The 26,017-nt window shown below is 74.3% G+C and carries 27 protein-coding genes and 1 tRNA gene; 11 read left to right on the top strand and 17 right to left on the bottom strand.

Translation table 11 applies throughout. The features are described 5' to 3' along the window. Nucleotides 1-17 precede the first annotated feature (17 nt). The 3 genes from ACFQ9Z_RS10170 to ACFQ9Z_RS10160 all read right to left on the bottom strand — a co-directional run bounded on the left by ACFQ9Z_RS10170 (nucleotide 18) and on the right by ACFQ9Z_RS10160 (nucleotide 3,665). Nucleotides 18-791: a sulfite exporter TauE/SafE family protein gene (locus ACFQ9Z_RS10170; RefSeq protein WP_383013789.1), complete on the bottom strand. Its 774-nt coding sequence runs from the start codon at nucleotides 789-791 to the stop codon at nucleotides 18-20. A gap of 87 nt (nucleotides 792-878) precedes the next feature. Beyond that, nucleotides 879-2,390 carry a long-chain fatty acid--CoA ligase gene (locus tag ACFQ9Z_RS10165; protein ID WP_383013786.1) on the bottom strand — a complete coding sequence of 504 codons (1,512 nt, stop codon included), beginning with the start codon at nucleotides 2,388-2,390 and terminating at the stop codon, nucleotides 879-881. Between the two features lie 87 nt (nucleotides 2,391-2,477). Next, nucleotides 2,478-3,665, bottom strand: coding sequence for a thiolase family protein (locus tag ACFQ9Z_RS10160; RefSeq protein WP_383013784.1), 1,188 nt, complete (start codon nucleotides 3,663-3,665; stop codon nucleotides 2,478-2,480). A gap of 158 nt (nucleotides 3,666-3,823) precedes the next feature. Here ACFQ9Z_RS10160 and ACFQ9Z_RS10155 point away from each other — a divergent pair, with 158 nt between their 5' ends. The 5 genes from ACFQ9Z_RS10155 (at nucleotide 3,824) to ACFQ9Z_RS10135 (ending at nucleotide 7,194) form a co-directional block, all read left to right on the top strand. Then, nucleotides 3,824-4,621 (top strand): alpha/beta hydrolase, encoded by a 798-nt coding sequence (locus ACFQ9Z_RS10155; protein WP_383013781.1) that lies wholly within the window; start codon nucleotides 3,824-3,826, stop codon nucleotides 4,619-4,621. Nucleotides 4,622-4,764: 143 nt separating this feature from the next. After that, on the top strand, nucleotides 4,765-5,250 hold the full coding sequence (locus tag ACFQ9Z_RS10150) for a Dps family protein (RefSeq protein WP_383013777.1): 486 nt from the start codon (nucleotides 4,765-4,767) through the stop codon (nucleotides 5,248-5,250). A gap of 73 nt (nucleotides 5,251-5,323) precedes the next feature. Then, entirely contained in the window at nucleotides 5,324-5,668 is a 345-nt protein-coding gene (locus ACFQ9Z_RS10145) for a DUF3140 domain-containing protein (RefSeq protein WP_383013774.1), read from the top strand. An 11-nt stretch (nucleotides 5,669-5,679) separates the two neighbouring features. Next, the gene (locus tag ACFQ9Z_RS10140) at nucleotides 5,680-6,327 is read left to right on the top strand and encodes an endonuclease (RefSeq protein WP_383013771.1); all 648 of its coding nucleotides are present in this window, start codon (nucleotides 5,680-5,682) and stop codon (nucleotides 6,325-6,327) included. A gap of 66 nt (nucleotides 6,328-6,393) precedes the next feature. Further along, on the top strand, nucleotides 6,394-7,194 hold the full coding sequence (locus ACFQ9Z_RS10135; RefSeq protein ID WP_383013768.1) for an SAM-dependent methyltransferase: 801 nt from the start codon (nucleotides 6,394-6,396) through the stop codon (nucleotides 7,192-7,194). A gap of 1 nt (nucleotide 7,195) precedes the next feature. Here ACFQ9Z_RS10135 and ACFQ9Z_RS10130 read toward each other — a convergent pair whose 3' ends face one another. Further along, complete coding sequence (locus tag ACFQ9Z_RS10130; protein WP_383013764.1) at nucleotides 7,196-8,065, bottom strand: Cof-type HAD-IIB family hydrolase; 870 nt, start codon at nucleotides 8,063-8,065, stop codon at nucleotides 7,196-7,198. Nucleotides 8,066-8,227: 162 nt separating this feature from the next. On the opposite strand from ACFQ9Z_RS10130, the gene ACFQ9Z_RS10125 reads away from it, so the two are divergent. The 6 genes from ACFQ9Z_RS10125 to ACFQ9Z_RS10100 all read left to right on the top strand — a co-directional run bounded on the left by ACFQ9Z_RS10125 (nucleotide 8,228) and on the right by ACFQ9Z_RS10100 (nucleotide 14,944). Beyond that, a complete protein-coding gene (locus tag ACFQ9Z_RS10125) occupies nucleotides 8,228-9,037 on the top strand; it encodes an SAM-dependent methyltransferase (RefSeq protein ID WP_383013761.1) in 810 nt (269 codons plus the stop codon). Nucleotides 9,038-9,100: 63 nt separating this feature from the next. Further along, nucleotides 9,101-10,504 carry a glutamine synthetase family protein gene (locus tag ACFQ9Z_RS10120; protein WP_383013759.1) on the top strand — a complete coding sequence of 468 codons (1,404 nt, stop codon included), beginning with the start codon at nucleotides 9,101-9,103 and terminating at the stop codon, nucleotides 10,502-10,504. Between the two features lie 2 nt (nucleotides 10,505-10,506). Continuing rightward, nucleotides 10,507-11,682 carry an amidohydrolase family protein gene (locus tag ACFQ9Z_RS10115; protein WP_383013756.1) on the top strand — a complete coding sequence of 392 codons (1,176 nt, stop codon included), beginning with the start codon at nucleotides 10,507-10,509 and terminating at the stop codon, nucleotides 11,680-11,682. 16 nt (nucleotides 11,683-11,698) lie between these two features. After that, nucleotides 11,699-12,226, top strand: a complete 528-nt coding sequence (locus tag ACFQ9Z_RS10110; RefSeq protein WP_383014466.1) for an NUDIX hydrolase family protein — start codon at nucleotides 11,699-11,701, stop codon at nucleotides 12,224-12,226. Between the two features lie 216 nt (nucleotides 12,227-12,442). Beyond that, nucleotides 12,443-13,777, top strand: coding sequence for a PP2C family protein-serine/threonine phosphatase (locus ACFQ9Z_RS10105; RefSeq protein ID WP_383013754.1), 1,335 nt, complete (start codon nucleotides 12,443-12,445; stop codon nucleotides 13,775-13,777). 90 nt (nucleotides 13,778-13,867) lie between these two features. Then, on the top strand, nucleotides 13,868-14,944 hold the full coding sequence (locus ACFQ9Z_RS10100) for an MASE1 domain-containing protein (protein WP_383013751.1): 1,077 nt from the start codon (nucleotides 13,868-13,870) through the stop codon (nucleotides 14,942-14,944). A gap of 29 nt (nucleotides 14,945-14,973) precedes the next feature. Here the strand turns inward: ACFQ9Z_RS10100 and ACFQ9Z_RS10095 are convergent. The 13 genes from ACFQ9Z_RS10095 to ACFQ9Z_RS10035 form a co-directional block, all read right to left on the bottom strand. After that, nucleotides 14,974-15,050 (bottom strand) — tRNA-Pro (locus tag ACFQ9Z_RS10095). 147 nt (nucleotides 15,051-15,197) lie between these two features. Then, nucleotides 15,198-16,499 (bottom strand): MFS transporter, encoded by a 1,302-nt coding sequence (locus ACFQ9Z_RS10090; RefSeq protein WP_383013748.1) that lies wholly within the window; start codon nucleotides 16,497-16,499, stop codon nucleotides 15,198-15,200. A gap of 88 nt (nucleotides 16,500-16,587) precedes the next feature. Next, nucleotides 16,588-16,947: an MmcQ/YjbR family DNA-binding protein gene (locus ACFQ9Z_RS10085; RefSeq protein WP_383013745.1), complete on the bottom strand. Its 360-nt coding sequence runs from the start codon at nucleotides 16,945-16,947 to the stop codon at nucleotides 16,588-16,590. 30 nt (nucleotides 16,948-16,977) lie between these two features. Then, nucleotides 16,978-17,508, bottom strand: a complete 531-nt coding sequence (locus ACFQ9Z_RS10080) for a GNAT family N-acetyltransferase (RefSeq protein ID WP_383013742.1) — start codon at nucleotides 17,506-17,508, stop codon at nucleotides 16,978-16,980. Continuing rightward, nucleotides 17,505-18,077 carry a helix-turn-helix domain-containing protein gene (locus ACFQ9Z_RS10075; RefSeq protein WP_383013739.1) on the bottom strand — a complete coding sequence of 191 codons (573 nt, stop codon included), beginning with the start codon at nucleotides 18,075-18,077 and terminating at the stop codon, nucleotides 17,505-17,507. Before ACFQ9Z_RS10075 ends, ACFQ9Z_RS10080 begins: the two co-directional genes overlap by 4 nt. Before the next feature lie 35 nt (nucleotides 18,078-18,112). After that, nucleotides 18,113-19,024, bottom strand: coding sequence for a LysR family transcriptional regulator (locus ACFQ9Z_RS10070; protein WP_383013735.1), 912 nt, complete (start codon nucleotides 19,022-19,024; stop codon nucleotides 18,113-18,115). 31 nt (nucleotides 19,025-19,055) lie between these two features. Further along, nucleotides 19,056-20,255, bottom strand: a complete 1,200-nt coding sequence (locus ACFQ9Z_RS10065) for a glycine C-acetyltransferase (protein ID WP_383013732.1) — start codon at nucleotides 20,253-20,255, stop codon at nucleotides 19,056-19,058. Between the two features lie 48 nt (nucleotides 20,256-20,303). After that, complete coding sequence (tdh, locus tag ACFQ9Z_RS10060) at nucleotides 20,304-21,332, bottom strand: L-threonine 3-dehydrogenase (RefSeq protein WP_383013729.1); 1,029 nt, start codon at nucleotides 21,330-21,332, stop codon at nucleotides 20,304-20,306. 200 nt (nucleotides 21,333-21,532) lie between these two features. Further along, nucleotides 21,533-22,108 (bottom strand): GAF domain-containing protein, encoded by a 576-nt coding sequence (locus ACFQ9Z_RS10055; RefSeq protein WP_383013725.1) that lies wholly within the window; start codon nucleotides 22,106-22,108, stop codon nucleotides 21,533-21,535. 60 nt (nucleotides 22,109-22,168) lie between these two features. Then, complete coding sequence (locus ACFQ9Z_RS10050) at nucleotides 22,169-22,768, bottom strand: ATP/GTP-binding protein (protein ID WP_383013722.1); 600 nt, start codon at nucleotides 22,766-22,768, stop codon at nucleotides 22,169-22,171. After that, a complete protein-coding gene (locus ACFQ9Z_RS10045) occupies nucleotides 22,746-23,117 on the bottom strand; it encodes a DUF742 domain-containing protein (RefSeq protein ID WP_383013719.1) in 372 nt (123 codons plus the stop codon). Before ACFQ9Z_RS10045 ends, ACFQ9Z_RS10050 begins: the two co-directional genes overlap by 23 nt. A gap of 2 nt (nucleotides 23,118-23,119) precedes the next feature. Further along, nucleotides 23,120-23,554, bottom strand: coding sequence for a roadblock/LC7 domain-containing protein (locus ACFQ9Z_RS10040; RefSeq protein ID WP_383013716.1), 435 nt, complete (start codon nucleotides 23,552-23,554; stop codon nucleotides 23,120-23,122). Nucleotides 23,555-23,664: 110 nt separating this feature from the next. Continuing rightward, nucleotides 23,665-25,641, bottom strand: coding sequence for an ATP-binding protein (locus ACFQ9Z_RS10035; RefSeq protein WP_383013713.1), 1,977 nt, complete (start codon nucleotides 25,639-25,641; stop codon nucleotides 23,665-23,667). Nucleotides 25,642-26,017: the final 376 nt, after the last annotated feature.

The raw sequence follows: 26,017 nt of genomic DNA, 5'->3' as shown, positions 1-26,017 counted from the left end.
TCCCGGCGCCGTCCGGGCTAGCGCAGCAGCAGCTGCAGGCCGCCGACGACCGTCGCCGCGATCACCAGTCGTTCGAAGAGCCGCTGGTTGATCCTGTTCACGGCCCATCTGCCGATCAGCGCGCCGGGCACGACGAACACCACGAGCGCTGCGTCGAGGAGCAGCGAGCGCCCGTCGATCAGGCCGAGGCCGGCGCTGAAGGGCACCTTGGAGACGTTCACGACGAGGAAGAAGAAGGCCGACGTGCCGAGGAAGCCGAGCTTGCGGAAGCCCGCGGAAAGGAGATACATCGACATCACCGGGCCGCCCGCGTTGGCGACCATCGTGGTGAACCCGCCGAGGACGCCGTAGGAGCGCGCCTTGATCCGGCCCGCCCGGCCGACGACCGCGTCCGGCCCGGCCTCCGTCCCGGCCCCGCGCCGCCGCCACACCGTGACGCCCGCCATCAGCAGCAGGATCGCGCCGATCGAGGTCCGCACGACCGCGTCGTCGGCCCACAGCAGGAACACGGTGCCGGCCACCACGCCGGCCGCGACGGCCGGGAACAGCCGCCACAGCGTGGGCCAGTGGGCGTGCCGCCGGTAGGTGAGCACGGCGAGCACGTCACCGGCGATCAGGACCGGCAGCAGCACTCCGGTGGAGGCGCGGGCGGGCAGGACCGCCGCGAAGACCGCGAGGCTGACCGTGTTGGCCCCGCTGACGGCGGTCTTGGAGAAGCCCACCAGCAGGGCCGCGAGGGCGAGGGCGGTGAACCCCCAGCCGGATATGTGCCACAGCGTCATCGTGTTCATACGGCGACCGATGCTATGCGCACACATCCGTCGGCCGGACTTCGGTTCCCGGGCCCCGGCCTCCGGCGGGTCCGGGCCCAGCCGGCCTCAGCGGCCGGTGTACCGGGCCCGCAGCTCCCGCTTGAGCACCTTCATGCTCGGCCCCAGCGGCAGCGCGTCGGCGAACTCCACGCGGCGCGGGTACTTGTGCCGGCCGAGGTGCTCCTTGGACCACTCGGTGAGGCCGGCGGCGTCGGGCACGGCGCCCTCGGCGGGCACGACCACGGCGCACACCTCCTCGCCGTGCAGTTCGTCGGGCAGGCCGATGACGGCGACCTGGGCGACGCCGGGGTGGCGCACCAGGACCTCCTCGACCTCCCTGGGGTACACGTTGTAGCCGCCGCGGATGATGACGTCCTTCTTGCGGTCGACGATCCTGAGGAAGCCCTCGTCGTCCTTGGCGCCGAGGTCCCCGGTGCGGAACCAGCCGTCGACCAGCGCCTCGGCGGTGGCCTCGGGACGGCCGAGGTAACCGGAGAAGACGTTGTGGCCGCGGATGACGACCTCGCCCAGCTCGCCCGGCGGCAGCAGTTCGATCCGGTCCTCCACCTCGGCGCGGGCGATCTCCACGTCGACGCCCCACAGCGGGTGGCCGATGGTGCCCGCCCTGGTGCCGAACACCGGCTGGTTGACGGTGGCCGTCGGGGAGGTCTCCGACAGCCCGTAGCCCTCGTAGATCCGGGCGCCGAACGCGGCCTCGAACCGCTCCAGCACCGCGACCGGCAGCGACGCGCCGCCCGATACGCACACGCGCAGCCCGGGCAGGGCGTCGGCGTCGGCGGCCGCCGCGGCGAGCGCGACGAACATGGTGGGCACGCCGTGGAAGGTGTTGACGCCCTCCTTCACCATCAGCTCGATGGCGCGGGCCGCGTCGAAGCGGGGCAGCAGCACCAGCGTCGCGCCCGCCCGCCAGGTGGAGTTGAGCGACACCGTCTGGCCGAAGGCGTGGAAGAGCGGCAGCGCGCCGAGCGCGACGTCGTCGGCGCGGATGTCGTTGGCGTCGAAGGCGTTGACGGTCGCGTTCATCACCAGGTTGAAGTGGCTGAGCACGGCGCCCTTGGGCACGCCGGTCGTGCCGCTGGTGTAGAAGATCACCGCCGGGTCGTCGGCGGCGCGGGACACGTACGAGGTCAGGGGCTCGGCGCCGGCCGCGAGGGCGTCCAGTTCGCCGCCCAGCTCGGCCACGCGGACGCCGAGGGCCCCGGCGGCCGCCCGCCCGGTCGCCGCCTGCGCGGGGTGCACGAGGAGCAGCGTGGCGCCGCTGTCCTCCAGGACGTGCTCGACCTCCGGCGGCGACAGCAGCAGGTGCACGGGGACGACGACCGCGCCGGCCGCGGCGATCGCGTAGTAGGCGATGGGGAAGTCGGCGGTGTTGGGGGCCATCAGGGCGACCCGGTCACCCGGCCGGACGCCGAGCCCGGCGAGCGCGCCCGCCTGGCCCCGGGCGCGCTGCCACACCTGTTCGAAGGTCAGCCGCAGATCCCCTTCGACGAGGGCCGTGCGGTGCGGGCGGCGCCGGGCGTTCTCGGCGAGGATGGCGGCGACGGACAGGGTTGCCATGCCAGTGGTGCTCCGTTCTTGCTGCGGCTCTTGCTTCCGGTCCCCGGGCCGGGGACTCCCGTTGACCCCCCGTCCGGCCCCCGCCGGCTAGGGCCTCTCGACCAGCACGGCACTGCCCTGCCCGACGCCGACGCACATGGTCGCGAGTCCGCGCCCGGCGCCCGTGCGGCGCATCCGGTGCAGCAGGGTGGTGAGGATGCGGGCGCCGGAGCAGCCGAGCGGGTGGCCGAGGGCGATCGCGCCGCCGGTGGGGTTCACCAGGTCGGGGTCGATGCCCAACTGGTCGACGCAGGCCAGGGCCTGGGCGGCGAACGCCTCGTTGAACTCGGCCTCCCCCAGGTCGCCGACCGTCCAGCCGACCCGGGCCAGCGCCTTGCGGGTGGCGGGGACCGGACCGATGCCCATCACGTCGGGGTGGACGCCCGCCGACGCGCCCGCGACGTACCGGCCGAGGGACTCCAGGCCCAGCTCGTCCAGCACCTCCTCGCTGACCAGCAGCAGTCCGGCCGCGCCGTCGTTCATCGGGGAGGCGTTGCCCGCCGTGACCGTGCCGCCCGCACGGAACACCGGCTTCAGCCGGGCCAGTTTCTCCAGCGAGGTGTCCTCACGGACGCACTCGTCCTGCTCGACGGTGACGCCGTCGGGGCGCTCCACCGGCAGGAGCTCGTCGTCGAAGTGGCCGTTCTTGCGCGCGGCGGCGGCCAGTTGGTGGCTGCGCAGGGCGAACTCGTCCTGGCGGGCGCGGGAGACGCCGTACCGCTCGGCGACCTCCTCGGCCGTCTCGCCCATGGCCAGCAGACCGTGCAGGTCCTTCATGGCGGGGTTGACCAGACGCCAGCCGAGCCGGGTGTCGTGGGTCTCGATGCGGTGCGGCAGGGCCTCGTCGGGGCGGGGCAGCACGAAGGGGGCGCGGCTCATGGACTCGGAGCCGCCCGCGAGCACGACGTCGGCCTCGCCGGCGGCGATGGTGCGGGCGGCGGCGGTGACCGCCTCGAGGCCCGATGCGCACAGCCGGTTGACGGTGGCGCCGGGCACGGTCTCGGGCAGGCCCGCGAGCAGGGCGGCCATCCGGGCGACGTTGCGGTTGTCCTCGCCCGCCTGGTTGGCGGCGCCCCAGTAGACGTCGTCGATCCGGGCCGGGTCCAGCGCGGGCAGGCCGGCCACCAGAGAGCGGATCACGCCGGCCGCCAGGTCGTCGGGCCGCACCGTGGACAGGGCTCCGCGCAGCTTGCCGATGGGGGTGCGGCGGGCGGCCGCGAAGTGGACGGGACGCACTGCTGGGACTCCTGACCGACGGCGTTGTGGATCAGCACGGACCCCAGGGTCCGTTCCGCAGCACCCTTAATTAGCACTGCTAGTTTTGGACTATAGCCCGACCGTGCGCCTCCTGGGAAGATCCTCCCGTGACCCGCGCCGAACCGGCTGGAGGAGACATGACCGACGTCCGCGAGCACGACCTCGGCGGCATCGCCGTGACCGAGTGGCCGCACCCGCAGCCGCGGTACCTGGCCCTCGTGGTGCACGGGTACGGGGAACACGCCGGCCGGTACGACGAACTCGCCGGCGTGCTGGGCCGCCACGGGGCCGCCGTGTACGGTCCCGACCACACCGGGCACGGGCGGTCGGCCGGTGAACGGGTGATGATCGAGGACTTCGAGGACGTGGTCACGGACGTGCACCGGGTGGCCGCCCTGGCCCGCGCCGCCCACCCCGGGCTGCCGCTCGTCATGGCCGGCCACTCGATGGGCGGCCTGATCGCGGCCCGGTACGCCCAGCGGCACGGGGCCGACCTGAGCGCGCTGGTCCTGTCCGCGCCGGTGATCGGCGCCTGGGAGCTGCCCGGGCGGCTGCTCGCCCTGGACGAGATCCCGGACACCCCCATCAGCCCCGCCGCGCTCTCCCGCGACCCCGCCGTGGGCGCCGCGTACGCCGCCGACCCGCTGGTGTGGCACGGCCCGATGAAGCGGCCCACGCTGGAGGCGTTCACCCGGACCCTCAGGGCCGTCGACGACGGCGGCGGCGTCGGGGCGCTGCCGCTGCTGTGGCTGCACGGGGACGACGACCGGCTGGTTCCGCTGCCGGGCAGCCGGACCGGCGTGGAACGGCTCAGCGGCGGCCGGCTGACCGAGCGGATCTTCACCGGAGCACGGCACGAGGTGTTCAACGAGACGAACCGGGCCGAGGTCTTCGCCGAGCTGACCCGGTTCCTGGACCGGGTACTCCCCCGCTGAGCAGGCGCGTTTGCCCCGGCACACGCCGGGCACCCGCATCGTCGGACGTGACGGCACGAACCCGGATGTCACGGCACCCAGCCGGACAGGACGGTACGAATTCCCGCGTCACGGAATCAGCCGACGGAAGGGAGAACCGCACCATGACCGTGGTGAAGAGCACGCTGTCCGACGAGGCGCTGAAGATCACCGGTACCGCCCTGCAGGACACCCTGGTCGACCTGCTGGGCCTGTCGCTGGTCGGCAAGCAGGCGCACTGGAACATCGTCGGGCCGCGGTTCCGCTCGATCCACCTCCAGCTCGACGAGGTGGTGGACACCGCCCGCGCCCACTCCGACACGGTCGCCGAACGCGCCGCCGCCCTCGGCCTGCCGCCGGACGGGCGGCCCGGGACCATCGCCGACACCTTCGCCCTGCCCGGCGCCAAGGAGGGCTGGCTGCGCGACACCGAGGTGGTGGCCCTGATGGTGTCGGCCCTGGAGTCCGCGATCGGCCGGCTGCGCGAGCGCATCGCCGCGACCGACGAGCCGGACCCGGTCACCCAGGACCTGCTCATCGCCATCACGGCGGACCTGGAGAAGCAGCGCTGGATGTTCGAGGCCGAGAACTGGCCGCGCGACGAGAAGTGATCCGGCACCGGCCCGACGCACGACGGCCGGCCCGCCGCACGTGAGCCGGCCCCGCACCCGGAAGGGGAGATCCATGGCGGAGCCACCCGACATCGACGCGCTCTGGGAGGACTTCCACCGCGTGGTGAACATGACCTCGGCGGAACTCGCGTCCTGGCTCAGGGTCCGGGACGCCGACGAGGAGGCCGAGCCGCTGCCCGAGGAGGCCGGCTCGCCCACCGGGCGGCATGTCCTCGCCATCCTCCAGAAGCGCCGCACCGACCTCACCGACGACGACGTGCGGGTGATGCGCCGGGTCGTCGACACCGTCGTCGAACTGGTGGACCTGGAGAACGAGCCCGAGCCGGAGCGGACGCCGGAGGACACCCGCCGCCGGCACCGGCTGATGACCCTGGGACACGACCCGCTCAAGCCGTAGGGCGCCACGCCGTGAACCGCGACGAACGGGTCGTGCAGGAGCTGGTGTCCGCGCACGGGCGCACCTACGCCGAGGAGGCGGGGATCCGGCTGAAGGACACCCCGCAGCCGCTGTACCGGCTCCTCGTGCTGTCCCTCCTGCTGAGCGCGCGGATCCGGGCCTCGGTCGCGGTGGCCACGGCCCGGGCGCTGCACGAGGACCACCTCGACAGCCCGCGGCGCATGGCCGCGGCCGGCCGGCGGCAACGGGTGGACGCGCTGGGCCGGGGCGGCTACCGGCGCTACGACGAGCGCACCGCGACCCAGCTCGGGGACGGCGCCGAGCTGCTGACCGAACGCTGGCACGGCGATCTGCGCCGGCTGCACGAGGAGGCGGGCGGCGACACCGGCGAACTCAAGCGGCTCCTCCAGGAGGAGCCGGGCATCGGGCCGGCCGGCGCCGACATCTTCCTGCGCGAGGCCCAGCGGGTGTGGCCGGACGTCGCCCCGTACCTCGACCGCAAGGCGCTGTCCGGCGCCGCCCGGCTCGGCCTGCCGGAGGACCCGGGCCGGCTCGCGCGGCTCGCCGGGGACACCGAACCCGCCGTGCTGGCCGCGGCGTTGGTGCGGGCGGCACTGGACGAACAGGTGGCCGAAGACTGTCTGCGCCGCGCATCGTGACCGTGTCAGACTCCTTCCGATCCCCCCGCCGACCACAGGGGCCGGTCGAGCGGAGGAGCAGCGCACGTGACGGGGACCGAGCCGGCCGCCCAGGCCATCGACACCACCCGGCCGCATCCGGCCCGGGTCTACGACTGGTTCCTCGGCGGCAAGGACAACTACCCCGTCGACGAACGGCTCGGCCGGCAGATCGCGGAGATCGACGGCGGCGCCCCGCGCGCGGCGCTCGCCAACCGGGCCTTCATGCGCCGGGCCACCCGGGCGCTGGCCGCCGGGACCGGCGTCCGCCAGTTCCTGGACATCGGCACGGGCATACCCACCGAGCCCAACCTGCACCAGATAGCCCAGTCCGTGGCGCCGGACGCCCGCGTCGTCTACGTGGACAACGACCCGATCGTGCTGGCCCACGCGCACGCGCTGCTGCGCGGCACCCCTCAGGGGGTGACCGAGTACCTCCAGGCCGACGCCCGCGATCCGGGCGCCATCCTCGAACAGGCCTGCCGCGTCCTGGACTTCGGCCGCCCCGTCGCCCTCTCCCTGATCGCCCTGCTGCACTTCCTCGCCGACGAGGACGGCGTCCACGACCTGGTCCGCACGCTGGTCGACGCGCTGGCCCCGGGCAGCTGCCTGGTGCTGTCGACGCTGACGGCCGACTTCGAGCCGGAGAACGTCCGCCGGGGCATCGCCGCGTACGCGGCGGGCGGGGTCACCCTGGTGGCCCGCTCGCGCAGCGAGATCGGCGTGTTCTTCGAGGGCCTCGAACTGCTGCCGCCCGGCATCGTGTCGGTCGACCGGTGGCGCCCGGAGGAGGCGCCCGGCGACGCCGCGCCGGTCTCGCTGTACGGCGCGGTCGGGCTGAAGCGCTGACTCAGGCCCGCTGCAGCGGTATCCCGAGCACCTCGGCGATGGTCCGCAGCACCCCGTTGTCGTTGTTGTCCGGGGCGAGGCGGCGTGCTCTGCGCACGACCTCCGGATGGGCGTTGGCCATGGCGAAGGACCACTCGGCGGCGTCCAGCATCTCCAGGTCGTTGAGGTAGTCGCCGAACACCATCGTCTGCGCCGGGGTGATGCCCAGTTCCCGCTGCAGGCCGCGCAGGGCGGCGCCCTTGTTCGCCGTGCGGTTCATGACGTCGACCCAGTGCTCGCCGGACACGACGACCTGGTGGGTGGCGGCGAACGCCCCGAGGGCCGGCGCGGTGGTGTGCTCGGCCGGGCCGAAGTCGAACAGCGCGACCTTGATCACCTCGTCCTCGACGGCGGTGACGTCCTCGACGACGCGGTGCTCGACGTAGTACTTGCGCACCTCGGCGAGGAACGCCTCGTCGGACCGCTCCACGTACGCCGACCGCTTGCCGCACACGACGGCGCCCACGTCGACGCCGTCCGCGCCGAGCCGCCGCACCGTACGGGCGACCTCCGCCGCGACCGCCGGGTCCAGCGGGTCGGAGCTGAGTTCCACGCCGTCGCGGACGACGTAGGTGCCGTTCTCCGCTATGAACACCATCCCCTCGGCGACGTCCGCGAACTCCCGGGCCAGCGTCGCGTACTGGCGGCCGCTGGCCGGGCTGAACAGCACGCCCCGGCGGCGCAGTTCGGCGAGCATCGGCCACAGGCCGTCGGGGACGCGCTTGGCGTCGTCCAGCAGGGTGCCGTCCATGTCGGTGACGACGAGCCGGATGTCGGCGGGGCCGGCGACGGGCGCGGGGAGGTCGGCGAGGGGCGCGGGCGTGGCGTGCATGTCCTGCTTCCGGATCGGGGAGGGGTTGCTGGTCCAGTGTTCCTCATGCGCCGGGGAGCACCGCTGGGTGCCCGCGCCGTCACGGTCCGGGGTTTCCGGGACAGCGTGATCAAGGGGACGGCACAATGACGGCGGGCAACCGCACGTGAGAAGGGCGGATACGTGAGCGAGGGCCAATCCCCGGCCGCCGGTACGGCGAGGCTGAACACCTCCGTGGCGCACAACGCGCGGGTCTGGAACTACTGGATCGGCGGCAAGGACAACTACGAGGTCGACCAGCGGGTCGGCGAGCACGTCGCCGGGATGTTCCCGGTGATCCGGGCGGTGGCCCGGGCGGACCGGGACTTCCTCGGCCGGGCGGTGCGATACCTGGCCGCCGAGCGGGGGGTGCGCCAGTTCCTCGACGTCGGCACGGGCCTGCCGACGGTGGACAACACGCACGACATCGCGCAGCGCCTCGCGCCCGACTCGCGGATCGTCTACGTCGACAACGACCCGATCGTCCTGGTGCACGCGCGCTCGCTGCTCACCAGCTCCCCCGAGGGCGTCACCGACTACATCGACGCCGATGTGCACGACCCCGGGTCCATCGTGCGCGGCGCGGCCCGGACCCTGGACCTGGACAGGCCGGTCGCGGTGATGATGCTGGGCATCCTCAACTTCGTCCTGGACACGGCGAAGGCCCGGGACATCGTGCGGCGGATCATGGCGGCGATGCCCTCCGGCAGCTTCCTGGTGCTCACCCACCCGACCTCCGACGCCGAGGTGGGCGGCGAGGGCAACATCGCCGCGATGGAGTTCTGGAACGCCAACGCCACCCCGCCGATCACCGCCCGCGGCCGGGCCGAGATCGCCGCGTTCCTCGACGGCCTGGAGCCGGTCGAACCGGGTCTGGTGCCGTGCTCGCAGTGGCGCGCCGAGCCCGACGCCGCCGCGGTACCGCAGTTCGGCGCGGTGGCCGTGAAACCCTGAGCGGACCGGAGCCGGGTCCGGCCCCGCCGCCCCGGCCGGGGCCGAGCCCGTCGAGGAGGACGTATGACCACCCTTGCCGACCCGGTGCCCGGCGGGCGGCCCGGCGACCTGGAGCGGGCCGCCCCGCTCACCGCCGAGCTGACCGCGCGTGGCGTGCACGGCATCGTCCTCGCGTACGTGGACACCGCGGGCGTCGCCCGGGTGAAGACGATCCCCACGGCCCGGCTCCAAGCGGCCGTGGCCTGGGGGGTCGGCATGTCACCGGTCTTCGACACGTTCCTGTCCGACGACTCGATCGTCACCACCGACGTCCTCGGCTCCCCGGACGGCGATCTGCGGCTCCACCCCGATCTCGACCGGCTCGTGGTGCTGGCCGGGCAGCCCGGCTGGGCCTGGGCGCCCGTGGACCGGATCACCCAGGAGGGCGAGCGGCACCCCGGCTGCGGCCGCACCTTCCTGCGCCGCACCGTCGCGCGGGCGGCGGCGGAGCACGGTCTCGTCTTCAAGGCGGCCGTCGAGGTCGAGTGGGCGTTCGGGCGCGACGACGCGCCGGACGGCGAGTTCGTCCCGGCGGTCTCCGGTCCGGCGTACGGGGCCGTCCGGCAGGTCGAGCTGAGCGACTGCACCGCCGACCTGCTCGCGGCGTTCGCCGCCCAGGGAGTGGACGTCGACCAGATCCATCCCGAGTACGCGGCCGGGCAGTTCGAGGTCTCGGTGGGGGCCCTGGACCCGGTGGCCGCCGCCGACCGCAGCGTGCTGGTGCGCCAGACGATCCGGGCCGTGGCGCGGCGGCACGGCCTGCGGGTGTCGTTCGCGCCCGCGGTCCTCGCCGAGGGCGTGGGCAACGGCGGCCACCTGCACCTGTCGTGCTGGCGCGACGGCGTGAACCTGCACGCCGGCGGCGACGGCCGGTACGGCATGACGGCCGAGGCGGAGTCGTTCGCGGCCGGGGTGCTCGCGCACCTGCCCGCGCTGACGGCGGTGACCGCGCCCAGTCCGGCCAGCTATCTGCGGCTCAGGCCCTCCCAGTGGGCGGGCGTCTTCGCCGCGTGGGGCCGGGAGACCCGCGAGGCCGCGCTGCGGATGGTCACCGGCAGCACGGGCCATCAGGCCCAGGAGGCCAACATGGAGGTCAAACCGGTCGACCTGGCCGCCAGCCCGTACCTCGCGCTCGGCTGCGTCATCGCCGCCGGACTGGACGGCCTGGCGGCGTCCCTGCCGCTGCCGGAGGAGATCACCGGGGACCCGGCCAGGTACGGCCCGGACGAGGCGGCCGCGCTCGGCGTGCGGCGCCTGCCGGTGTCGCTGCCGGAGGCCGTCGAGGAGTTCCGGGCCGACGCGGTGCTGCGGGCCGCGCTGGGCCCGGTCCTGGCGGACGCGGTGACCGCCGTACGCCTCGGGGAGGCGGAGGCCGTGGCGGGCATGGACGACGCGCGGGTGGCGGCGGCCTACCGCTGGAGGTACTGACCGTGGCCGCGCCCGGACCGGTCCACGAGGCCCTCGCCGCGCTGCCGCTGGTCGACCACCACTGCCACGGCGCCGTCACGGCCGGCCTCGCGCCCGCCGAGTTCGAGTCGCTGCTCACCGAGGGCGACGCGTGGCCCGGCGTGTCGGCCTTCGACAGCCCGGTCGGCGTGGCCGTGCGCCGGCACTGCGCGCCGCTGCTGGACCTGCCCCGGCACGCGCCCGCCGAGGAGTACCTGGCCCGGCGCCGAGAGATGGGCTGGCGCGAGGTCAACCGCCGCTTCTTGACCGCCGCCGGAGTGGGGGTGTTCTGCGTCGACACCGGCTACGCCCCGCACCCGGTCACCTCCCCCGCCGAGCTGGCCGGAGCCTCGGGCGCCGCCGCCCACGAGGTGGTGCGGCTGGAACAGGTGGCCGAGCGGACGGCGGCCCGGGGCGTCACGGCCGGCGGGTACGCCGACGCGTTCCGGTCGGCCGCCGAGGAGGCCGTGCGACGGCCCGGGGTGGTCGCCGTGAAGTCGGTGGCCGCCTACCGCACCGGCTTCGCCCTCGCCCCGGAGCGGCCCGCACCGGGCGAGGTGACCCGGGCGGCCGGGCACTGGCTCGCGCGCGGCGGACGCCTCGCCGATCCGGTCCTCGAACGGCACCTGCTGTGGACCGCGGTCGACCTGGGCCTGCCGCTGCAGTTGCACACCGGCTTCGGCGACGCCGACCTGCGGCTGCACCACGCCGACCCCGCGCTGCTCACGGACTGGCTGCGGCTGACCGCGGGCACGGTACCGGTCCTGCTGTTGCACTGCTGGCCGTACCACCGCCAGGCCGCCTATCTGTCGGCGGTCTTCGAGCAGGTGCACCTGGACGTCGGCCTCGCCCTGCACCACACCGGCCCGGCCCGCTGCCGGGCGGTGCTGGAGGAGGCGCTGGAGATCACCCCGTTCCGCAAACTGCTGTACAGCTCCGACGCCTACGGTCTGGCCGAGTTCCACCACCTGGGCGCGCTGTCCTTCCGCCGTGCCCTGGCCGCGCTGCTCGAGGACCGGGTGGACGCCGACGAGCTGAGCCTGCCCGACGCCCTGCGCATCGCGGCCTGGACGGGCCGCGACAACGCCCGCCGGCTGTACCGACTGCCCATGGACGAACCGGCCCGCGACCTCAGCGAGCGCCCCGCCCGGAAAGTATGATCAAGCAATGTCTGACATGACCGAAACCACGCCCGGCTGGCTGACCTCGGACGAACTGGAGATGGCCAGGGCCCGGATGCCGATCCTGTACGTCGAGGCCGTGCCGGTGCGCGTGGACGACAGCGGCGAGGTCACGAGCATCGGGCTGCTGCTGCGCATCGGGCCGGACGGAACGGTGAGCCGGACCCTGGTGTCCGGCCGGGTCCTGCACCACGAGCGGGTCCGGGACGCGCTGCTGCGCCACCTGGAGAAGGACCTCGGCCCGGTCGCGCTGCCCCGGGTGCCGGCGTCCCTGCAGCCGTTCACGGTCGCGGAGTACTTCCCGACGGCCGGCATCACGCCGTACCACGACCCCCGTCAGCACGCCGTGTCGCTGGCCTACATCGTGCCGGTCACCGGCGACTGCCGCCCCCGGCAGGACGCGCTCGACCTGGTCTGGTTCAGCCCGCAGGAGGCCGCCTCGGCGGCCGTGCAGAGCGAGATGCCGGGCGGGCACGGCGTGCTGCTGAAGCAGGCCCTCGCCCATGTGGGGTGCGTGTCCTGACGCCGCCGGCGGGTGCCGCTCCCGTTCGCGGCACCCCGGCCCGCTCCCGCTGAGGCCGCGGCCCGACGATGCCACAATCGAAGGACGACACAGCCGCCACGGGGGATCGTGTCAGGAGGCCGGCATGCACCGCTGGACCGGGGGGCCGTCCGAGCCGGTCCGCCGCGGCCGGCGAGCGGGCGCGGGAACCGGGCGCCGGACGGCCGGGCGCGCGTGATGGCCGGACACCGGGAGGGCCGGCACCCGCGGCGTCCGCCCCTGCCCGACCTGCACTCGCGCCTGCGGTCCGAGCTGGGCCGGATCGACGAGCAGTTGCGCGGGCTGCTGTTCACCATGGACCGGCTGCAGGGCCTGCTGGACGCGGTCGTGGCCATCAGCCGCGAGGTCGAGCTGCCCGCTGTGCTGCACCGCATCGTGACCACGGCGATGGAGCTGGTCGGCGCCCGCTACGGGGCCCTCGGCGTGCTCAACCGGGCCGGTGAGGGGCTGGAGCAGTTCATCGCGGAGGGGCTTTCGGAGCCCGAACGCCGGGCGCTGGAAGAGTCCGGCCTGCCGCGTGGCCTCGGCGTCCTCGGCCATCTGATCCGGTACCCGGAGCCGCTGCGGGTCGACGACATCACCGCCCACCCGTCCTCCGTCGGCTTCCCGTCCGGCCACCCGCCCATGCGGACGCTGATGGGTGTCGCGATCAGCGTCCGCGGCGAGATCTACGGCGACCTCTACCTCTCCGAGCGGCTGGACGGGCGCCCCTTCGACCTGCACGACGAGAACGTGGTCGTCGCCCTGGCCAGCGCGGCCGGCATCGCGATCGAGAACGTCCGGCTGTTCGAACGGGTCCGGGTCGGCGCCGAGCAGTTCCAGCGGCTGCTGCTGCCCACCCTGCCCGACCTGCGGCCCTTCACCGCCGCCGCCATCTACCGGCCCGCGGCGGAGCCCAGTCAGCTCGGCGGGGACTGGTACGACGCCGTACGGCTGCCCGACGGCGCCTTGGCCGTCGTCATCGGCGACGTGGTCGGCCACGACCTGCAGGCGGCGGCCGCGATGGCCTCCACCCGCAACATGCTGCGCGCCCTGCTGTTCGACCACCGCAATCCGCCCGGCGCGGTCCTCGCCCAGCTCGACCGGACGCTGGAGGCGATCACCGACAACCCGGTCACGACGACCACGCTGGCCCGCATCGAACCCGAGGGGCCGGGCTGGCGGCTGCGCTGGAGCACCGCCGGCCACGTCCCGCCCATGCTGATCGCACCGGAGCACCGGGCGGAGTTCCTGTTCGTCGAGCCCGGGCTGCCGCTCGGCGTGGACCCCGGGCAGCCCCGCCCCGAGCACTCCCGTCCGCTGCCCCCGGCCGCCACCGTGGTCTTCTTCACCGACGGCCTGATCGAGCATCCCGCCCACGTCATCGACGAGAGCCTGCGCGAACTCGCCGAGCTCGCCGCGTCGTACGCCGCCCTGCCGCTGCCGGAGTTCGTCCGGGAGCTGGCGGACCACCACCCCAGCGACGGCCACGACGACATGGCCATCCTCGCCCTGCGCACCCCGGTCGGCTGACCGGGGCGCGCGGACCGGCAGCCCTGACGGGCACGGGACGCGCAACGGACGGATGATGGGCTCGGGGCGATGGTGAGCGGAGGTCGCCCGATGTCTCTGGCGTGGCGGGAACGGCTCCGGAGCGGCGGTTCGGCCGCCCTCGAGGTCTGCGTCGTCGCAGCTCTCTACTACGGCTCGGCCAGGCTGGGCCTGCTCCAGGAGCTGGTGCGCGGTCAGGTCACTCCCGTGTGGCCGCCGAGCGGGATCGCGGTGGCGGCCCTGCTGCTGCGCGGTCCGCGGGTCTGGCCCGGCATCACGCTCGGCGCGTTCCTGGTCAACATCGCGCTGGGGCCGTCGCTGCCGGCCGTGCTGGCCATCACGGCCGGCAACACCCTCGCGCCCCTGTGCTCCTACGCGCTGCTGCGCCGCACCGGGTTCCGCGAGGAACTGGACCGGCTGCGGGACGCGCTGGCGCTGATCTTCCTGGGCGCCTTCACCGGGATGCTGATCAGCTCGACGACGGGCACCGCGGCCCTGGTGATCTCCGGTGCGCTGACCCCCGACCGCTTCTGGCCGACCTGGACGGTGTGGTGGACCGGTGACGCGACGGGCGTCCTCGTGGTCACGCCGGTGCTGCTGGTGCTGGCCAGGGCCCACTGGCCGAGGGACGTGGCGCCGGTCCGGTGGGCGGAGGGGCTGCTGCTCGCCGTGGTCACGGTCGGCGTCGGCTTCCTGGAGGCCGGTCGCGCGCCGCTGCTGTTCCTGGCTTTCCCGCTGCTGTTCTGGGCGGCCTTCCGCTTCCGGCTGGCCGGGGCCGCCCCCTGCGCGCTGGCCGTGTCGGCCTTCGCGATCGTGGCCGCCGCGCGGCGGTCGGGTCCGTTCGCCGGCCACGACCTGGTCACCCGCATGATCACTCTGCAGGCCTTCAACGGTTCCGCCGCCCTGACCGCGCTGCTGCTCGCCGCGGTCCTCGGTGAGCGGGCCGACTCCCAGCGCGAGATCGAGCGGGCCTGCCGGCAACTGGCCTCGATGGTCGCCGAGATCACCACCGGGGAACACCATGCCCTGCGCACCCTTGGGCCGGACGGGGCGGCTGACGAGGACGCCGGGAAGGGCGACGGGGCCGGTGCGGGCGAGCCGCGGGCGGAGGAGCGGCGGACACGACAAAGGCCGTCCTCTCATCGCTGAGAGAACGACCTCCGACCATCGCAAGAAGCTGGTCGGGACGACAGGATTTGAACCTGCGACCCCTTGACCCCCAGTCAAGTGCGCTACCAAGCTGCGCCACGTCCCGGTGCCGTTTGACCTGGGGTTTCCCCGGTCGAAACGCGCAGGGAAACAATACCGCACTCGGGTCGGTGGTCGCGCATCCGTTTCCGGCGGCTGGGGTCGTACGCCTCTCGGATGGCGCGGGGGCGCGCGGGCGGGCGCCCGGGGACGTTCAGCGCGCCGGGGCCTGGCCGTCGGCACGGGTGAGGTCTCGTATCGCCGGGACCGAGAGCAGCGCCACAGCCACCAGCAGGCTCGCGCCGCCCGCGGCCAGCAGCACGTGCCCGGCGCCGAGGGCGGCGGCCGCCGGTCCGGCCAGGGCCTGGCCGGCGGGCATCATCGCCAGGGAACCGGCCACGTCGTAGGCGTGGATGCGGTTGAGGACGTCGCCGGGCACCTGGGTCTGCACGCTGGTCGCCCACATCACGCCCCAGAACGACATCCCGGCCCCGGCCACCGCCGCGCCCACCGCCATGGCCGGTACGCCGAGACCGGCGCCGACGGCGACCGGGAAGCCGAAGAAGGCGAACAGGGCGAGCGCCCCGGCGCGCAGCATGCGGCGCGGGCGCAGCCGGAGGGCGAACAGGCCGCCGACGACCGTGCCCGCGCCGAGGGCCGAGTTGATCAGGCCGTAGGCGCGCGGGCCGTGGTGCTGCACGACCTCGGTGGCCACCAGCGGCACGGTCGGGCCCCAGGTGGCGATCATGTACACGCCCCAGATGACGATCACGCCCCACAGCCAGGTCCGGGACCTGAACTCCCGCCAGCCCTCGAGCAGATCGGCCCGGAAGGCGCGCAGTCCGGGCCCGGCGGTGCGGCCGCCCGCGGGCAGCGGGGGCAGCCGCAGCAGCAGGAGGCACAGGGCGCTCACCGCGTAGGTGGCGGCGTGCGCGACGAACACACCGCCGGGCGAGGCGAAGCCGACCAGCAGGCCGGCCGCGGCCGGTCCGGCGAGCTGGGCCGCGGACTCGGCGACGCGGATCGCGCCGTTCGCGCCCTGGACGTCGGGGGCGAGCCGGGGCACGGTGCTGGCCACGCCCGGCTGGAAGACGGCGGCGGCCACGCCGCCGACGACCCCGATGGCGCAGATCTGCCACAGGACCACGTGCCCCGCGAAGAACAGGCCCGCGGCGAGGGACTGGGTGACGAGCCGGACCAGATCGGCGCCGATCATCAGTCTGCGGGTGCTGAACCGGTCGGCGATCACCCCGCCGAACACGACGAGGCCCGCGAAGGCGGCGGACGTGGAGGCCATGGCGAGACCGACCGCGCCCGCGCCGTACCCGTGCCGCAGCAGGCCGGCGGCGAGCGCCACGGGGAGCATGGTGTCGCCGAGCCGCGCGACGGCCCTCGCCACGAAGAACAGCGCGAAGTCCCGGGACCAGACCGCCGGGCCCCCGGCGGTCTGGTCCCGGCGTCCCCGCCCCGTACCCGTTTCCGCGACGCCGTGGCGCCGTGACCGCGTACCCGTCATCCCGCGTCCACCCCTCCCGGCTCCCCGCCCTCGCCTGGTGCGCCGCGCGGGATCATGTCATGCCGCGCCGGCGCCCGCCGAGCCGTTTTCAGCGGCCGCCCGGCGCCCCCAGGTCCGGGTGCGCGTCCTGGAGCCGGGGCGGGGCGGCCTGGCGCCAGGAGTCGGCGAGGATGTCGCGCAGTTCGGCCTCGTCGTCCAGCGCGGCGAGCCGCGCCCTCACCCAGGCGAACTGGGCCTCGTGGCCGGCGATCCAGAACTTCTCCGGTTCGGCCAGCACCAGTTCGTCGCGCTCCTCCTTCGGGCAGCGCACGGCGATGGACGTCTCGGCCTCGGGGAGGGTGGCGAACATCTTCCCGGCCACGCGGAACGTGGGCATGCTCCAGGCGGTCTTCTCCGTGGTGTCCGGCAGGGACAGGGCGATACGGCGTACGTCTTCTGCGTCCGGCATGCCAGGCACCGTAGCCCCCGCCTCTGACAGTCACCCGGCGGGCGGAGCGAGCCGCTTGTAGTAGAGGGTGGTCGGGCGCAGTTCGCCGGACGGGTTCGCCGCGTAGTCGGGGATGGTGCCGGCCAGGGTCCAGCCGGCCGAGCGGTACAGATGCTCGGCGGGGCTGCCGGTCTCGGTGTCCAGGTGGACCAGGGTGATGCCGGCGGAGGCCGCCGCCCGCTCGGCGGTGGCGAGGAGCCTGCGCCCGAGGCCCTGTCCGCGCGCGGAGCGGTGCACCATCAGCTTGACGAGTTCGGCGCGGTGGCGGCTGTTGGGCTTGTCGGGCAGGGCCAGGCTGACCGTGCCCGTCACCCGGTCCGTGCCGTCCACCGCCACCCACACCGCGAGCCGGCCGGCCGCCACCGCGTCGGCCCGCTCCCGCCACCAGCCGGCGGCCTCGGCCGGCCCGAGCGGTGCGAGGAACCCGACCGAGGCTCCCCCGTCCACGGTGTCGGTCAGCAGGCGGGCCAGTTCCCGTGACCTTCCGCGCAGTTCGGTGTCGGTCCAGCGCAGCACGGTCATGGCCGCACCACCGCCAGCACGTAGCGCGCCCCGCCGGGTCCCGGGCAGCGGAACCGCGTCGGCCCGTAGACCCGCATCCGCAGGCAGTCCCCGGTGCCGAGGGCATGGCTGGTGTCCCCGGTGGTCACCTCCAGCGTGCCGTCCAGGACCCACAGGTGCTGTTCCAGGCCGGGCACGGGCGGGCGGTCGTACGCGATGTCGGCGCCCTGGGTGAGCCGGCCCTCGACGAGTTCGCCGCGCAGGCTGCCGTGCGGCGGGGAGACGGACCGGCGTGCGAAGCCGGCGGCTGGGTCCTGCCAGAGCCGCTGCTCGGCCGCCCTGACCAGCGCGGCCGGTTCCGCCTCGACCTCGCTGAGCAACTGGGACATGGTGCGTCCGTAGACGTGGCAGAGACGGTTGAGGAGGGACGCGGTGGCACTGGTCTCGGCGCGCTCGGCCCGGGAGAGGGTCGACCTGCTCACTCCGCTGCGCTCGGCCAGCTCGCCCAGGGACCAGCCGCGGCCGGCACGCAGTTCGGCCAGCCGGGCGCCGATCCGGGCGTCCACGGGGTCGGGGGTTTCGGTTCTCACATCCGGGACGCTATCCCTCAGATGAGACGGACGTGTTACGGAAGGCTCACGCCCGCCGCCCGTCCCAGGGCCTGGAGCACCGGGCGGATGAGCGGGTGCCCCTCGGCGCCCCGGCGCACCGCCGCGAAGACCCGGCGGGTGGGGGCCACCCCGTCGACCGGGCGGACGACCACGCCGGCGAGGTCCATGCCGCGCAGCGCGGAGCGGGGCACGAGGGCCACGCCCGCGTCGGCCGCGGCGAGGGCGACAACAGCCCGGAAGTCGTCGGAGGAGTGCTCCAGCCGGGGCTGGAACCCGGCGCTCTCGCAGGCCAGGACGACCACGTCGTGGCAGGGGTTGCCGGGGTACGGCCCGATCCAGACGTCCTTGGCCAGCTCGGCCAGGGGCACCTCGTCGGCGTCGGCGAGGCGGTGGCCCACGGGGACGACGGCGTCGAAGGGCTCGGCGTACAGCGGGACATGGGTCAGCCGGGGGTCGCCGGCGGCCGGGGCGCCCCGGTACTCCACGGCCACGGCCACGTCGACCTGCCGGTCCAGCACCATCGGCAGGCTGGCGTCACCCTCGGCGTCCTGGACCCGGATCCGTATCCCGGGCGCCGAGCAGGCCAGCCGGGCCACGGCGGGCGCCACCACCTCGGCGATGCCGGTGGCGAAGGCGGCCACGGTGACCGTGCCGGCCTCCCCCGAGCCGTAGGCGGCCAGCTCTGCCTCGGCCCGCTCCAACTGGGCCAGGACGGCGTTGGTGTGGCTGAGCAGGATCTCGCCGGCCGGGGTCAGGCGTACGCCCTTGGCGCTCCGCTCGACCAGCCGGTGGCCGGTCTCCTGCTCCAGCGCGGTGAGCTGCTGGGAGACGGCGGAGGGGGTGAGGTAGAGCGCGGCGGCCGCCGCCGTGACCGTGCGGTGGTCGGCCACCGCACGGAGGATGTGGAGCCGCCGCGCTTCGATCATGGGGTCAATTATCGCCCCATGTCCGGGCCGGTCAGACCGACAGTTCGGCGCGCGCCGCGACGAACGCGTCGACCGCCCGGTCCACGTCCTCGGTGGAGTGCGCGGCGGAGAGCTGGACGCGGATGCGGGCCTGGCCCTGCGGGACGACCGGGTAGGAGAAGCCGATCACGTACACGCCCCGCTCCAGCAGCAGTTCCGCCATCCGGGCCGCCTCGGCCGCGTCGCCGATCATGACGGGGGCGATGGCGTGGTCGCCGGGGAGGATGTCGAAGCCCTCCTCGGTCATCCGGCGGCGGAACAGCGCGGTGTTCTCGGCGAGCCGGACGCGCAGGTCGTCGGCGGACTCCAGCAGGTCGAGGACCTTCAGGGAGGCGGCGGCGATCACCGGGGCGAGGGTGTTGGAGAACAGGTACGGGCGCGAGCGCTGACGCAGCAGGGCGACGATCTCGGCGCGGGCGGCGACATAGCCGCCGGAGGCGCCGCCGAGCGCCTTGCCGAGGGTGCCGGTGATGATGTCCACGCGGTCCATCACACCGTGCAGTTCCGGGGTGCCGCGGCCGGAGGGGCCGACGAAGCCGACGGCGTGCGAGTCGTCGACCATGACCATCGCGTCGTAGCGGTCGGCGAGGTCGCAGATGTCAGCGAGCGGCGCGACGTAGCCGTCCATGGAGAAGACGCCGTCGGTGACGATCAGCTTGCGCCGGGCGCCGCCCTCGGTCGCCTCCTTCAGCCGCGCCTCCAGGTCCGCGAGGTCGCGGTTGGCGTACCGGAAGCGGCGGGCCTTGGACAGCCGGATGCCGTCGATGATGGAGGCGTGGTTGAGGGCGTCGGAGATCACCGCGTCCTGCTCGCCGAGCAGGGTCTCGAAGACACCGCCGTTGGCGTCGAAGCAGGAGGAGTACAGGATGGTGTCCTCCTGGCCGAGGAAGGCCGCCAGGCGGGCCTCCAGCTCCTTGTGCACCTCCTGGGTGCCGCAGATGAAGCGGACCGAGGCCATGCCGTAGCCCCAGCGGTCGAGCGCCTCGTGGGCGGCGGCGACCACCTCGGGGTGGTCGGCGAGGCCGAGGTAGTTGTTGGCGCAGAAGTTGAGGACCTGGCCGGGGCGGCCGCCGGCGCTGACGTTGACGGTCGCGGACTGCGGGGTGTCGATGACCCGCTCGGGCTTGTGCAGACCGGCGGCGCGGATCTCTTCGAGGGTGGCGCGCAGGTCGTCACGGACAGAGGTGAACATGAGGGACTCCAGCGAGTACGAGGGAGGAGGGGCGAACCGGGCCGGGGATCAGGCGGTCCAGTCGAGGATGACCTTGCCGCCCGTGCCGGAGGCCGCGTCGGCGAAGGCCGCCTCGAAGTCGCGGTAGCCGTAGCGGCCGGTGATCACGGGGGCGAGGTCCAGGCCGCCCTCCAGCAGGACCGACATCGCGTACCAGGTCTCGAACATCTCGCGGCCGTAGATGCCCTTGATGGTGATCATCGAGGTGACGACACGCGCCCAGTCGACCGGGAACTCCTCGGCGGGCAGTCCGAGCATGGCGATCCGGCCGCCGTGCGTCATGTTGGCGATCATGTCCCGCATCGCCTCGGGGCGGCCGGACATCTCCAGGCCGATGTCGAAGCCCTCGCGCAGGCCGAGTTCACGCTGTCCGTCCGCGATGGTGGTCCCGGCGACGTTCAGGGCGAGGCTGACGCCGATCTTGCGGGCCAGCTCCAGGCGCTCCTCGCTGACGTCGGTGACGACGACGTTGCGGGCGCCGGCGTGGCGGGCCACCGCCGCGGCCATCAGGCCGATCGGGCCGGCGCCGGTGATCAGGACGTCCTCGCCGACGAGCGGGAACGACAGCGCGGTGTGCACGGCGTTGCCGAACGGGTCGAAGATCGCGGCGACGTCGAGGTCGACGGGGACGCGGTGCACCCAGACGTTGGACGCCGGCAGCGCGACGTACTCGGCGAACGCGCCGTCCCGGCCCACCCCGAGGCCGACGGTGGCCCGGCACAGATGGCGCCGCCCGGCCAGGCAGTTGCGGCACTTGCCGCACACCAGGTGGCCCTCGCCGCTGACCCGGTCGCCGACCCGGATGTCGGCGACGTCGCGGCCGGTCTCCACGACCTGCCCGACGAACTCGTGCCCCAGCACGAGCGGGGTGCGGATCGCCTGCTGCGCCCAGCCGTCCCAGGCCCTGATGTGCAGGTCGGTGCCGCAGATACCGGTCCGCATGACCTTGATCAGCACATCACCGGGACCGATGGCGGGCTCCGGGACGTCCGTGAGCCAGAGCCCGGGCTCCGCCTTCTCCTTGACCAGCGCCTTCAACGCTACGGCTCCTGTGGGTGAGGTCCCGGCCCGCGGGCATGCCGAGCGGCCCGCACCGGGTCAGAGGGGTGGAATCACCCCGCAATCTGCCGCACGCGCGCGCCGGGGTCCATCGATCTTTTCTTAACCGCCGCCTCAGCTTTCCTTCACGCCCCACGGGCGGGGACCGCGCCGTGCGCCCGGGACCGGCCGGCGTCCCCTCACAGCGGCAGGCCGTCGCGCGCCGATCCCTCCATGTGCGCGGCGAGTCCGGCGGCCAGCGACTTGATCGTCTCCAGCCCGGTCCTGCCCCAGGCCCGTGGGGCGACGTCGGCGGCGCACACGGTGCCCAGCGCCATGCCGGAGCTGTCGATGAGCGGGGCGCCCAGGTAGGAGCGGATGCCGTACTCGTCGACCACCGGGTTGCCGGCGAACCGCGGGTAGTCGCGGACGTCCTCCAGGACCAGGGCCTTGCGCCGGACCACCACGTGCGGGCAGAAGCCGTGGTCGCGCGGCAGGAAGCGGCCGACCTCGGGCCTGCCGCCGTCCTCCCGGACCACGGCGGCGACGGCCGGGACGCGCAGGCCCGCGAAGAACTGGGTGTCCTCGCCGACGAAGTTCACCATCGCGTACGGCGCCCCGGTGAGCCGGGCGAGATGGTCCGCGAAGGCGTCTAGAGCGGGCTCGGCCCGCTCCCCCAGGCCGAGTTCGCGGAGTCTGGAGGCCCGGGCTGGGGCGTCCTTGTCCTCGGGGGTGAGCAGCAGACCCCTCACCGGACGGGGCGGCTCGTAGCTCATGACCGTTCTCCGGCGTCGTGGACGTACCTCATGGGCGGCTCCGTCGGCGGTTTGGCTGGATCACATGTGGGCGCCGCGGCTCGGCGCGGGCGCCGTGGCGTGGGCGATGAGGTGGCGCACGAGGGCGAGCAGGGTCTGCACGCCCGAACTGGAGATGCGGGCGTCGCAGGGGACGACGGGGATCCGGGGGTCGAGGTCGAGGGCGGCGCGCACCTCCTCGGGGTCGTAGCGGTGGCCGCCGTCGAACTCGTTGACGGCGACGATGAAGGCGAGGCCGCGCTCCTCGAAGAAGTCCACCGCCGCGAAGCACTCCTGCAGCCGGCGGGTGTCGGCGAGGACGACCGCGCCGAGCGCCCCTTCCGACAGCTCGTCCCACATGAACCAGAACCGCTCCTGCCCCGGCGTGCCGAACAGGTAGAGCACGTGCCGCGGATCGAGGGTGATCCGGCCGAAGTCCATGGCGACCGTCGTCTCGACCTTGTTCTCGATGCCGTCGAGGTTGTCGGTGGCGGCGCTGACGGTGGTGAGCAACTCCTCGGTGCTGAGCGGGGCGATCTCGCTGACCGCTCCCACGAAGGTCGTCTTGCCGACCCCGAACCCGCCCGCCACGAGGATCTTGAGCGCGGTGGGGAACAGGTCAGAGCTGTCGTCGTAGTCCATCGAGCACTGCCTCCAGCAGAGACCGGTCAGTGGGCGTGTGGTGGAAGACGGGTGGCTTGGTGGTCAGCGCCCCGCAGTCGACGAGATCCGACAGCAGCACCTTGGTGACCACCGCGGGCAGTCTCAGGTGCGCGGCGACCTCCGCCACCGGGACGGGCGCCCGGCACACCTCGAGCGCCTGGGCGTGCTCGGGACCCAGGTAGCCGAGCGGGGTGACGCCGGTGGCCATCACCTGCGACATCAGGTCGAGGGAGATGCTGGGCTCGGTGCGCCCGTCGCTGACCGTGAAAGGGCGCACCAGCCGTCCGGCGGCGTCGTCGAGCCAGGGCCCGTCGCCGGCTGCGGCCACCCTCAAGGCCTCGTCGCCGTGGGTTCGGCGGCGTGCCGGCGGGGCGCGGTCACCAGGTAGGGGCGCACGCTCTTGACCAGCATCGCCATCTCGTAGCCCAGCACCGCGGCGTCGGCCTCGCGGCCGGCGAGCACGGCGAGGCAGGTGCCGGAGCCGGCCGTGGTGACGAAGAGCAGCGCCGAGTCGAGTTCGACGACGACCTGGCGGACGTCGCCGCCGTCGCCGAACCGGACACCGGCGCTGCGGCCGAGGGAGTACAGGCCGGAGGCCAGGGCCGCCATGTGGTCGGCGCTGTCGGGATCGAGGCCGTGCACGGACCTCACCAGTCCGTCGCAGGACAGGAGCACCGCGCTGGAGGTGTGCGGTACGCGCTGCACGAGGCCGCTCAGCAGCCAGTCGAGGTCGGATGCCTGGGCGGTCGGCGCATCGCTCGCCATGGTGGATCGACTCCTAGGGGTACGAGGACCAGCGGAGCGCTGGAGGTGGTGGTGCTGGGGACGGGGGTGCCGGGGACGGGGGCGGGGGTCCGTGGGACCGGACGGCGGGGTCATCCGGCCGGTGCGCTCCCGCCGGGGCGGCCGGTGCCTTCGGCGGCGGGCGAGTGGACGTGCTGCGGGGCCGGGGGGCGCGGATCCGGCTCCGTGTCCCGCTGCGCCTCGGCCAGCCCCATGCCGCGCTGGAAGGCGGCCATCAGCCCGGGGTCGTGGCCCGCGACGGGCCCGGCGTCCTGCCGCGGGGCGGGGCCGCCGCGCAACTGGGGAACGATGTGCTCCCGGGCGCGGCGGCGCGGCAGCCCGGGTCTGCCCATGGTGCCGCGAACGGCCGTGGCGGCGCGCGGGGCGGGCAGGACGCCCGCGCGGGATTCGACCACCGGCCGGTGCTCGGGTCCGATGCCCGGTACCGCCTCCGCGGGGTTGGCCCGCTTCTCCCGCGCGGCCCGCACGGGAAGCGGCGCCGGGGCGCCGCCGTCCGGCACCGGTCCGCTCCGCTCGGCTTCGCCGCGGGCGGTCGCGCCGTGCGTCTCGTCCGGGTGCGTACTCCCCTTCCGATCAACGGCGTTCGGGTCGCCGGGGTGCCCGGACCCGCGCAGCGCGTGCCGCCGCCGGCCGGTGGCCGGGGCGGGGTCCGGCTCCGGCGCGGGCCCTTCGCCGCCCGGGCCGGTTCCGGCGGCCCGCTCCGCGTCCGCCGGTCCGGAGCCGGACCCGAACGCCGTCGTGGAGTAAGGGGCTTGGGCGGACGGCGCCGATCGGCCCTGCACCGCCGGATCCCGGGGCTGGGGCACCGCCGTCCCGCCGGCGCCGGCCCCGGCCGCACCCGGCGCCGTGCCCAACAGGGCCTGGGGGACGACGAGTACGGCCTGCACGCCGCCGTAGATGTTGCTCTGCAGGCGCACCGAGATGCCGTGCCGCCGGGCGAGCTGGGAGACCACGTAGAGGCCGATGCGGCCGTCGGCCAGCAGGCTGGCCACGTTGACCTGGTCGGGGTCGGCGAGCAGGGCGTTCATCCTGTGCTGCTCGCCGACGGGCATGCCGAGCCCGCGGTCCTCGACCTCCACGGCGAGCCCGGCGGTGACGAGGCTGGCGCGGAGCAGCACCTGGGTGTGCGGGGCGGAGAACACCGTCGCGTTCTCCACGAGTTCGGCGAGCAGGTGGATGACGTCGGCCACGGCGTGGCCGCGCAGTTCGCCGTCGACGGGCGGGACCAGTTTGACCCGGGAGTACTGCTCGACCTCGGCGATGGCCGAGCGCAGCACCTCGGTCATGTCCACCGGGTTGCTCCACTGCCGCCGGGACACCGCGCCGCCGAGCACGGCGAGGTTCTCGGCGTGCCGCCGGATCCGGGTGGCGAGGTGGTCGACGTGGAACAGGCCCTTGAGCAGGTCGGGGTCCTCGATCTCGTTCTCGAGGTCGTCGAGGATGGAGATCTCCCGGTGCACCAGGGACTGCAGCCGGCGTGCCAGGTTGACGAAGACCTCCAGCTTCTGTTCGCTGCCGGCCTGGCTGGAGAGCTGGGCGGCCCGCACGACGGCGGTGACGGCGCCGTCGTGCGCCCGGGCCAGGTCGGCGGCGAGCAGGTCGAAGTCGTCGGCGTCCGCGGGCGGCCGCCGGCCCGGCCCCCGCCTGGTCGGCGCCTCACCCTGCCGCAACGCCTCGACCAGGGCGTGCAGTTCGGCCTCGCCGCGGGCGGCGCCGCGGCGCAGGGCGTCGACCCGGCCGGCGACCGAGCGGGCGGCGCGGTCGGCGGCCACGGCGGCGATCAGGACGCCCGCGGCGGTCACCGCCACCGCTCCGGTCAGCACGGCCCACAGGGCGGCGCCGGGGCGGGCGCCGGTGGAGCGGACGGTGAACAGGACGGCGGCGGTGGCGCTGAGGGCGACGGCGACGGGCGGCAGCACGGCGAGCCGCATGAGCTGGGGCCGTATGTGCGTCTCGGGCAGTGCGGGAGCGGGTCGGGCGACCGGCCTTCCGTGGCGGCCGCCCTCACGGCGGTCGGCACGGGCGGCCGGTGCACGGAGATGAGACATCTGCGTCCTCGTACTGGTCCGTCGGCCTGGTTCGCCCAGGCCTGCGTCGGGCGACGGACACTCACAGTAGTCGCCTGTGCATCAGGCGCGATGGCCAGTCGACAAAGTCCTCCGGGCAGCGTCCCGCTCTGGTATGAGGCGTCGTACGACAGACCGACGACCGCGCGGGGCCGACGGGGCAGAGCCGTAAGGAGTTGATCCGACCTGGTCAGAACTGGTCAGAACCAAGCAGCGGGGGCCGGTACGCACTGGTGTGCGTACCGGCCCCCGGAAAGGCCGCCGAGCGGATCGCGGTGTCCGGCCGACCGGACGCCGCGGGCGGCGGCCGCGGCGGCGGAACCGAGGATCAGTCACCTTCCGTCACTCGCGGCGGGCC

The sequence above is a fragment of the Streptomyces sp. NPDC056580 genome, from assembly GCF_042793175.1.
Lineage (GTDB): Bacteria > Actinomycetota > Actinomycetes > Streptomycetales > Streptomycetaceae > Streptomyces.
The sequence above is the reverse complement of the archived record's forward strand: the minus strand, read 5'-3'. Positions and strand labels throughout refer to the sequence as shown.

Bases quoted from the DNA above. Each gene is read 5' to 3' on its own strand.
- ACFQ9Z_RS10055 (WP_383013725.1), bottom strand. From the start codon at position 22,108: ATGAGCTACGAGCCGCCCCGTCCGGTGAGGGGTCTGCTGCTCACCCCC.
- ACFQ9Z_RS10105 (WP_383013754.1), top strand. From the start codon at position 12,443: ATGGCCGGACACCGGGAGGGCCGGCACCCGCGGCGTCCGCCCCTGCCC.
- ACFQ9Z_RS10120 (WP_383013759.1), top strand. From the start codon at position 9,101: ATGACCACCCTTGCCGACCCGGTGCCCGGCGGGCGGCCCGGCGACCTG.
- ACFQ9Z_RS10040 (WP_383013716.1), bottom strand. From the start codon at position 23,554: ATGGCGAGCGATGCGCCGACCGCCCAGGCATCCGACCTCGACTGGCTG.
- ACFQ9Z_RS10065 (WP_383013732.1), bottom strand. From the start codon at position 20,255: ATGTTCACCTCTGTCCGTGACGACCTGCGCGCCACCCTCGAAGAGATC.
- ACFQ9Z_RS10100 (WP_383013751.1), top strand. From the start codon at position 13,868: ATGTCTCTGGCGTGGCGGGAACGGCTCCGGAGCGGCGGTTCGGCCGCC.
- ACFQ9Z_RS10145 (WP_383013774.1), top strand. From the start codon at position 5,324: ATGGCGGAGCCACCCGACATCGACGCGCTCTGGGAGGACTTCCACCGC.
- ACFQ9Z_RS10150 (WP_383013777.1), top strand. From the start codon at position 4,765: ATGACCGTGGTGAAGAGCACGCTGTCCGACGAGGCGCTGAAGATCACC.
- ACFQ9Z_RS10050 (WP_383013722.1), bottom strand. From the start codon at position 22,768: ATGGACTACGACGACAGCTCTGACCTGTTCCCCACCGCGCTCAAGATC.
- ACFQ9Z_RS10130 (WP_383013764.1), bottom strand. From the start codon at position 8,065: ATGCACGCCACGCCCGCGCCCCTCGCCGACCTCCCCGCGCCCGTCGCC.
- ACFQ9Z_RS10110 (WP_383014466.1), top strand. From the start codon at position 11,699: ATGACCGAAACCACGCCCGGCTGGCTGACCTCGGACGAACTGGAGATG.
- ACFQ9Z_RS10085 (WP_383013745.1), bottom strand. From the start codon at position 16,947: ATGCCGGACGCAGAAGACGTACGCCGTATCGCCCTGTCCCTGCCGGAC.
- ACFQ9Z_RS10035 (WP_383013713.1), bottom strand. From the start codon at position 25,641: ATGTCTCATCTCCGTGCACCGGCCGCCCGTGCCGACCGCCGTGAGGGC.
- ACFQ9Z_RS10090 (WP_383013748.1), bottom strand. From the start codon at position 16,499: ATGACGGGTACGCGGTCACGGCGCCACGGCGTCGCGGAAACGGGTACG.
- ACFQ9Z_RS10070 (WP_383013735.1), bottom strand. From the start codon at position 19,024: ATGATCGAAGCGCGGCGGCTCCACATCCTCCGTGCGGTGGCCGACCAC.
- ACFQ9Z_RS10165 (WP_383013786.1), bottom strand. From the start codon at position 2,390: ATGGCAACCCTGTCCGTCGCCGCCATCCTCGCCGAGAACGCCCGGCGC.
- ACFQ9Z_RS10170 (WP_383013789.1), bottom strand. From the start codon at position 791: ATGAACACGATGACGCTGTGGCACATATCCGGCTGGGGGTTCACCGCC.
- ACFQ9Z_RS10155 (WP_383013781.1), top strand. From the start codon at position 3,824: ATGACCGACGTCCGCGAGCACGACCTCGGCGGCATCGCCGTGACCGAG.
- ACFQ9Z_RS10080 (WP_383013742.1), bottom strand. From the start codon at position 17,508: ATGACCGTGCTGCGCTGGACCGACACCGAACTGCGCGGAAGGTCACGG.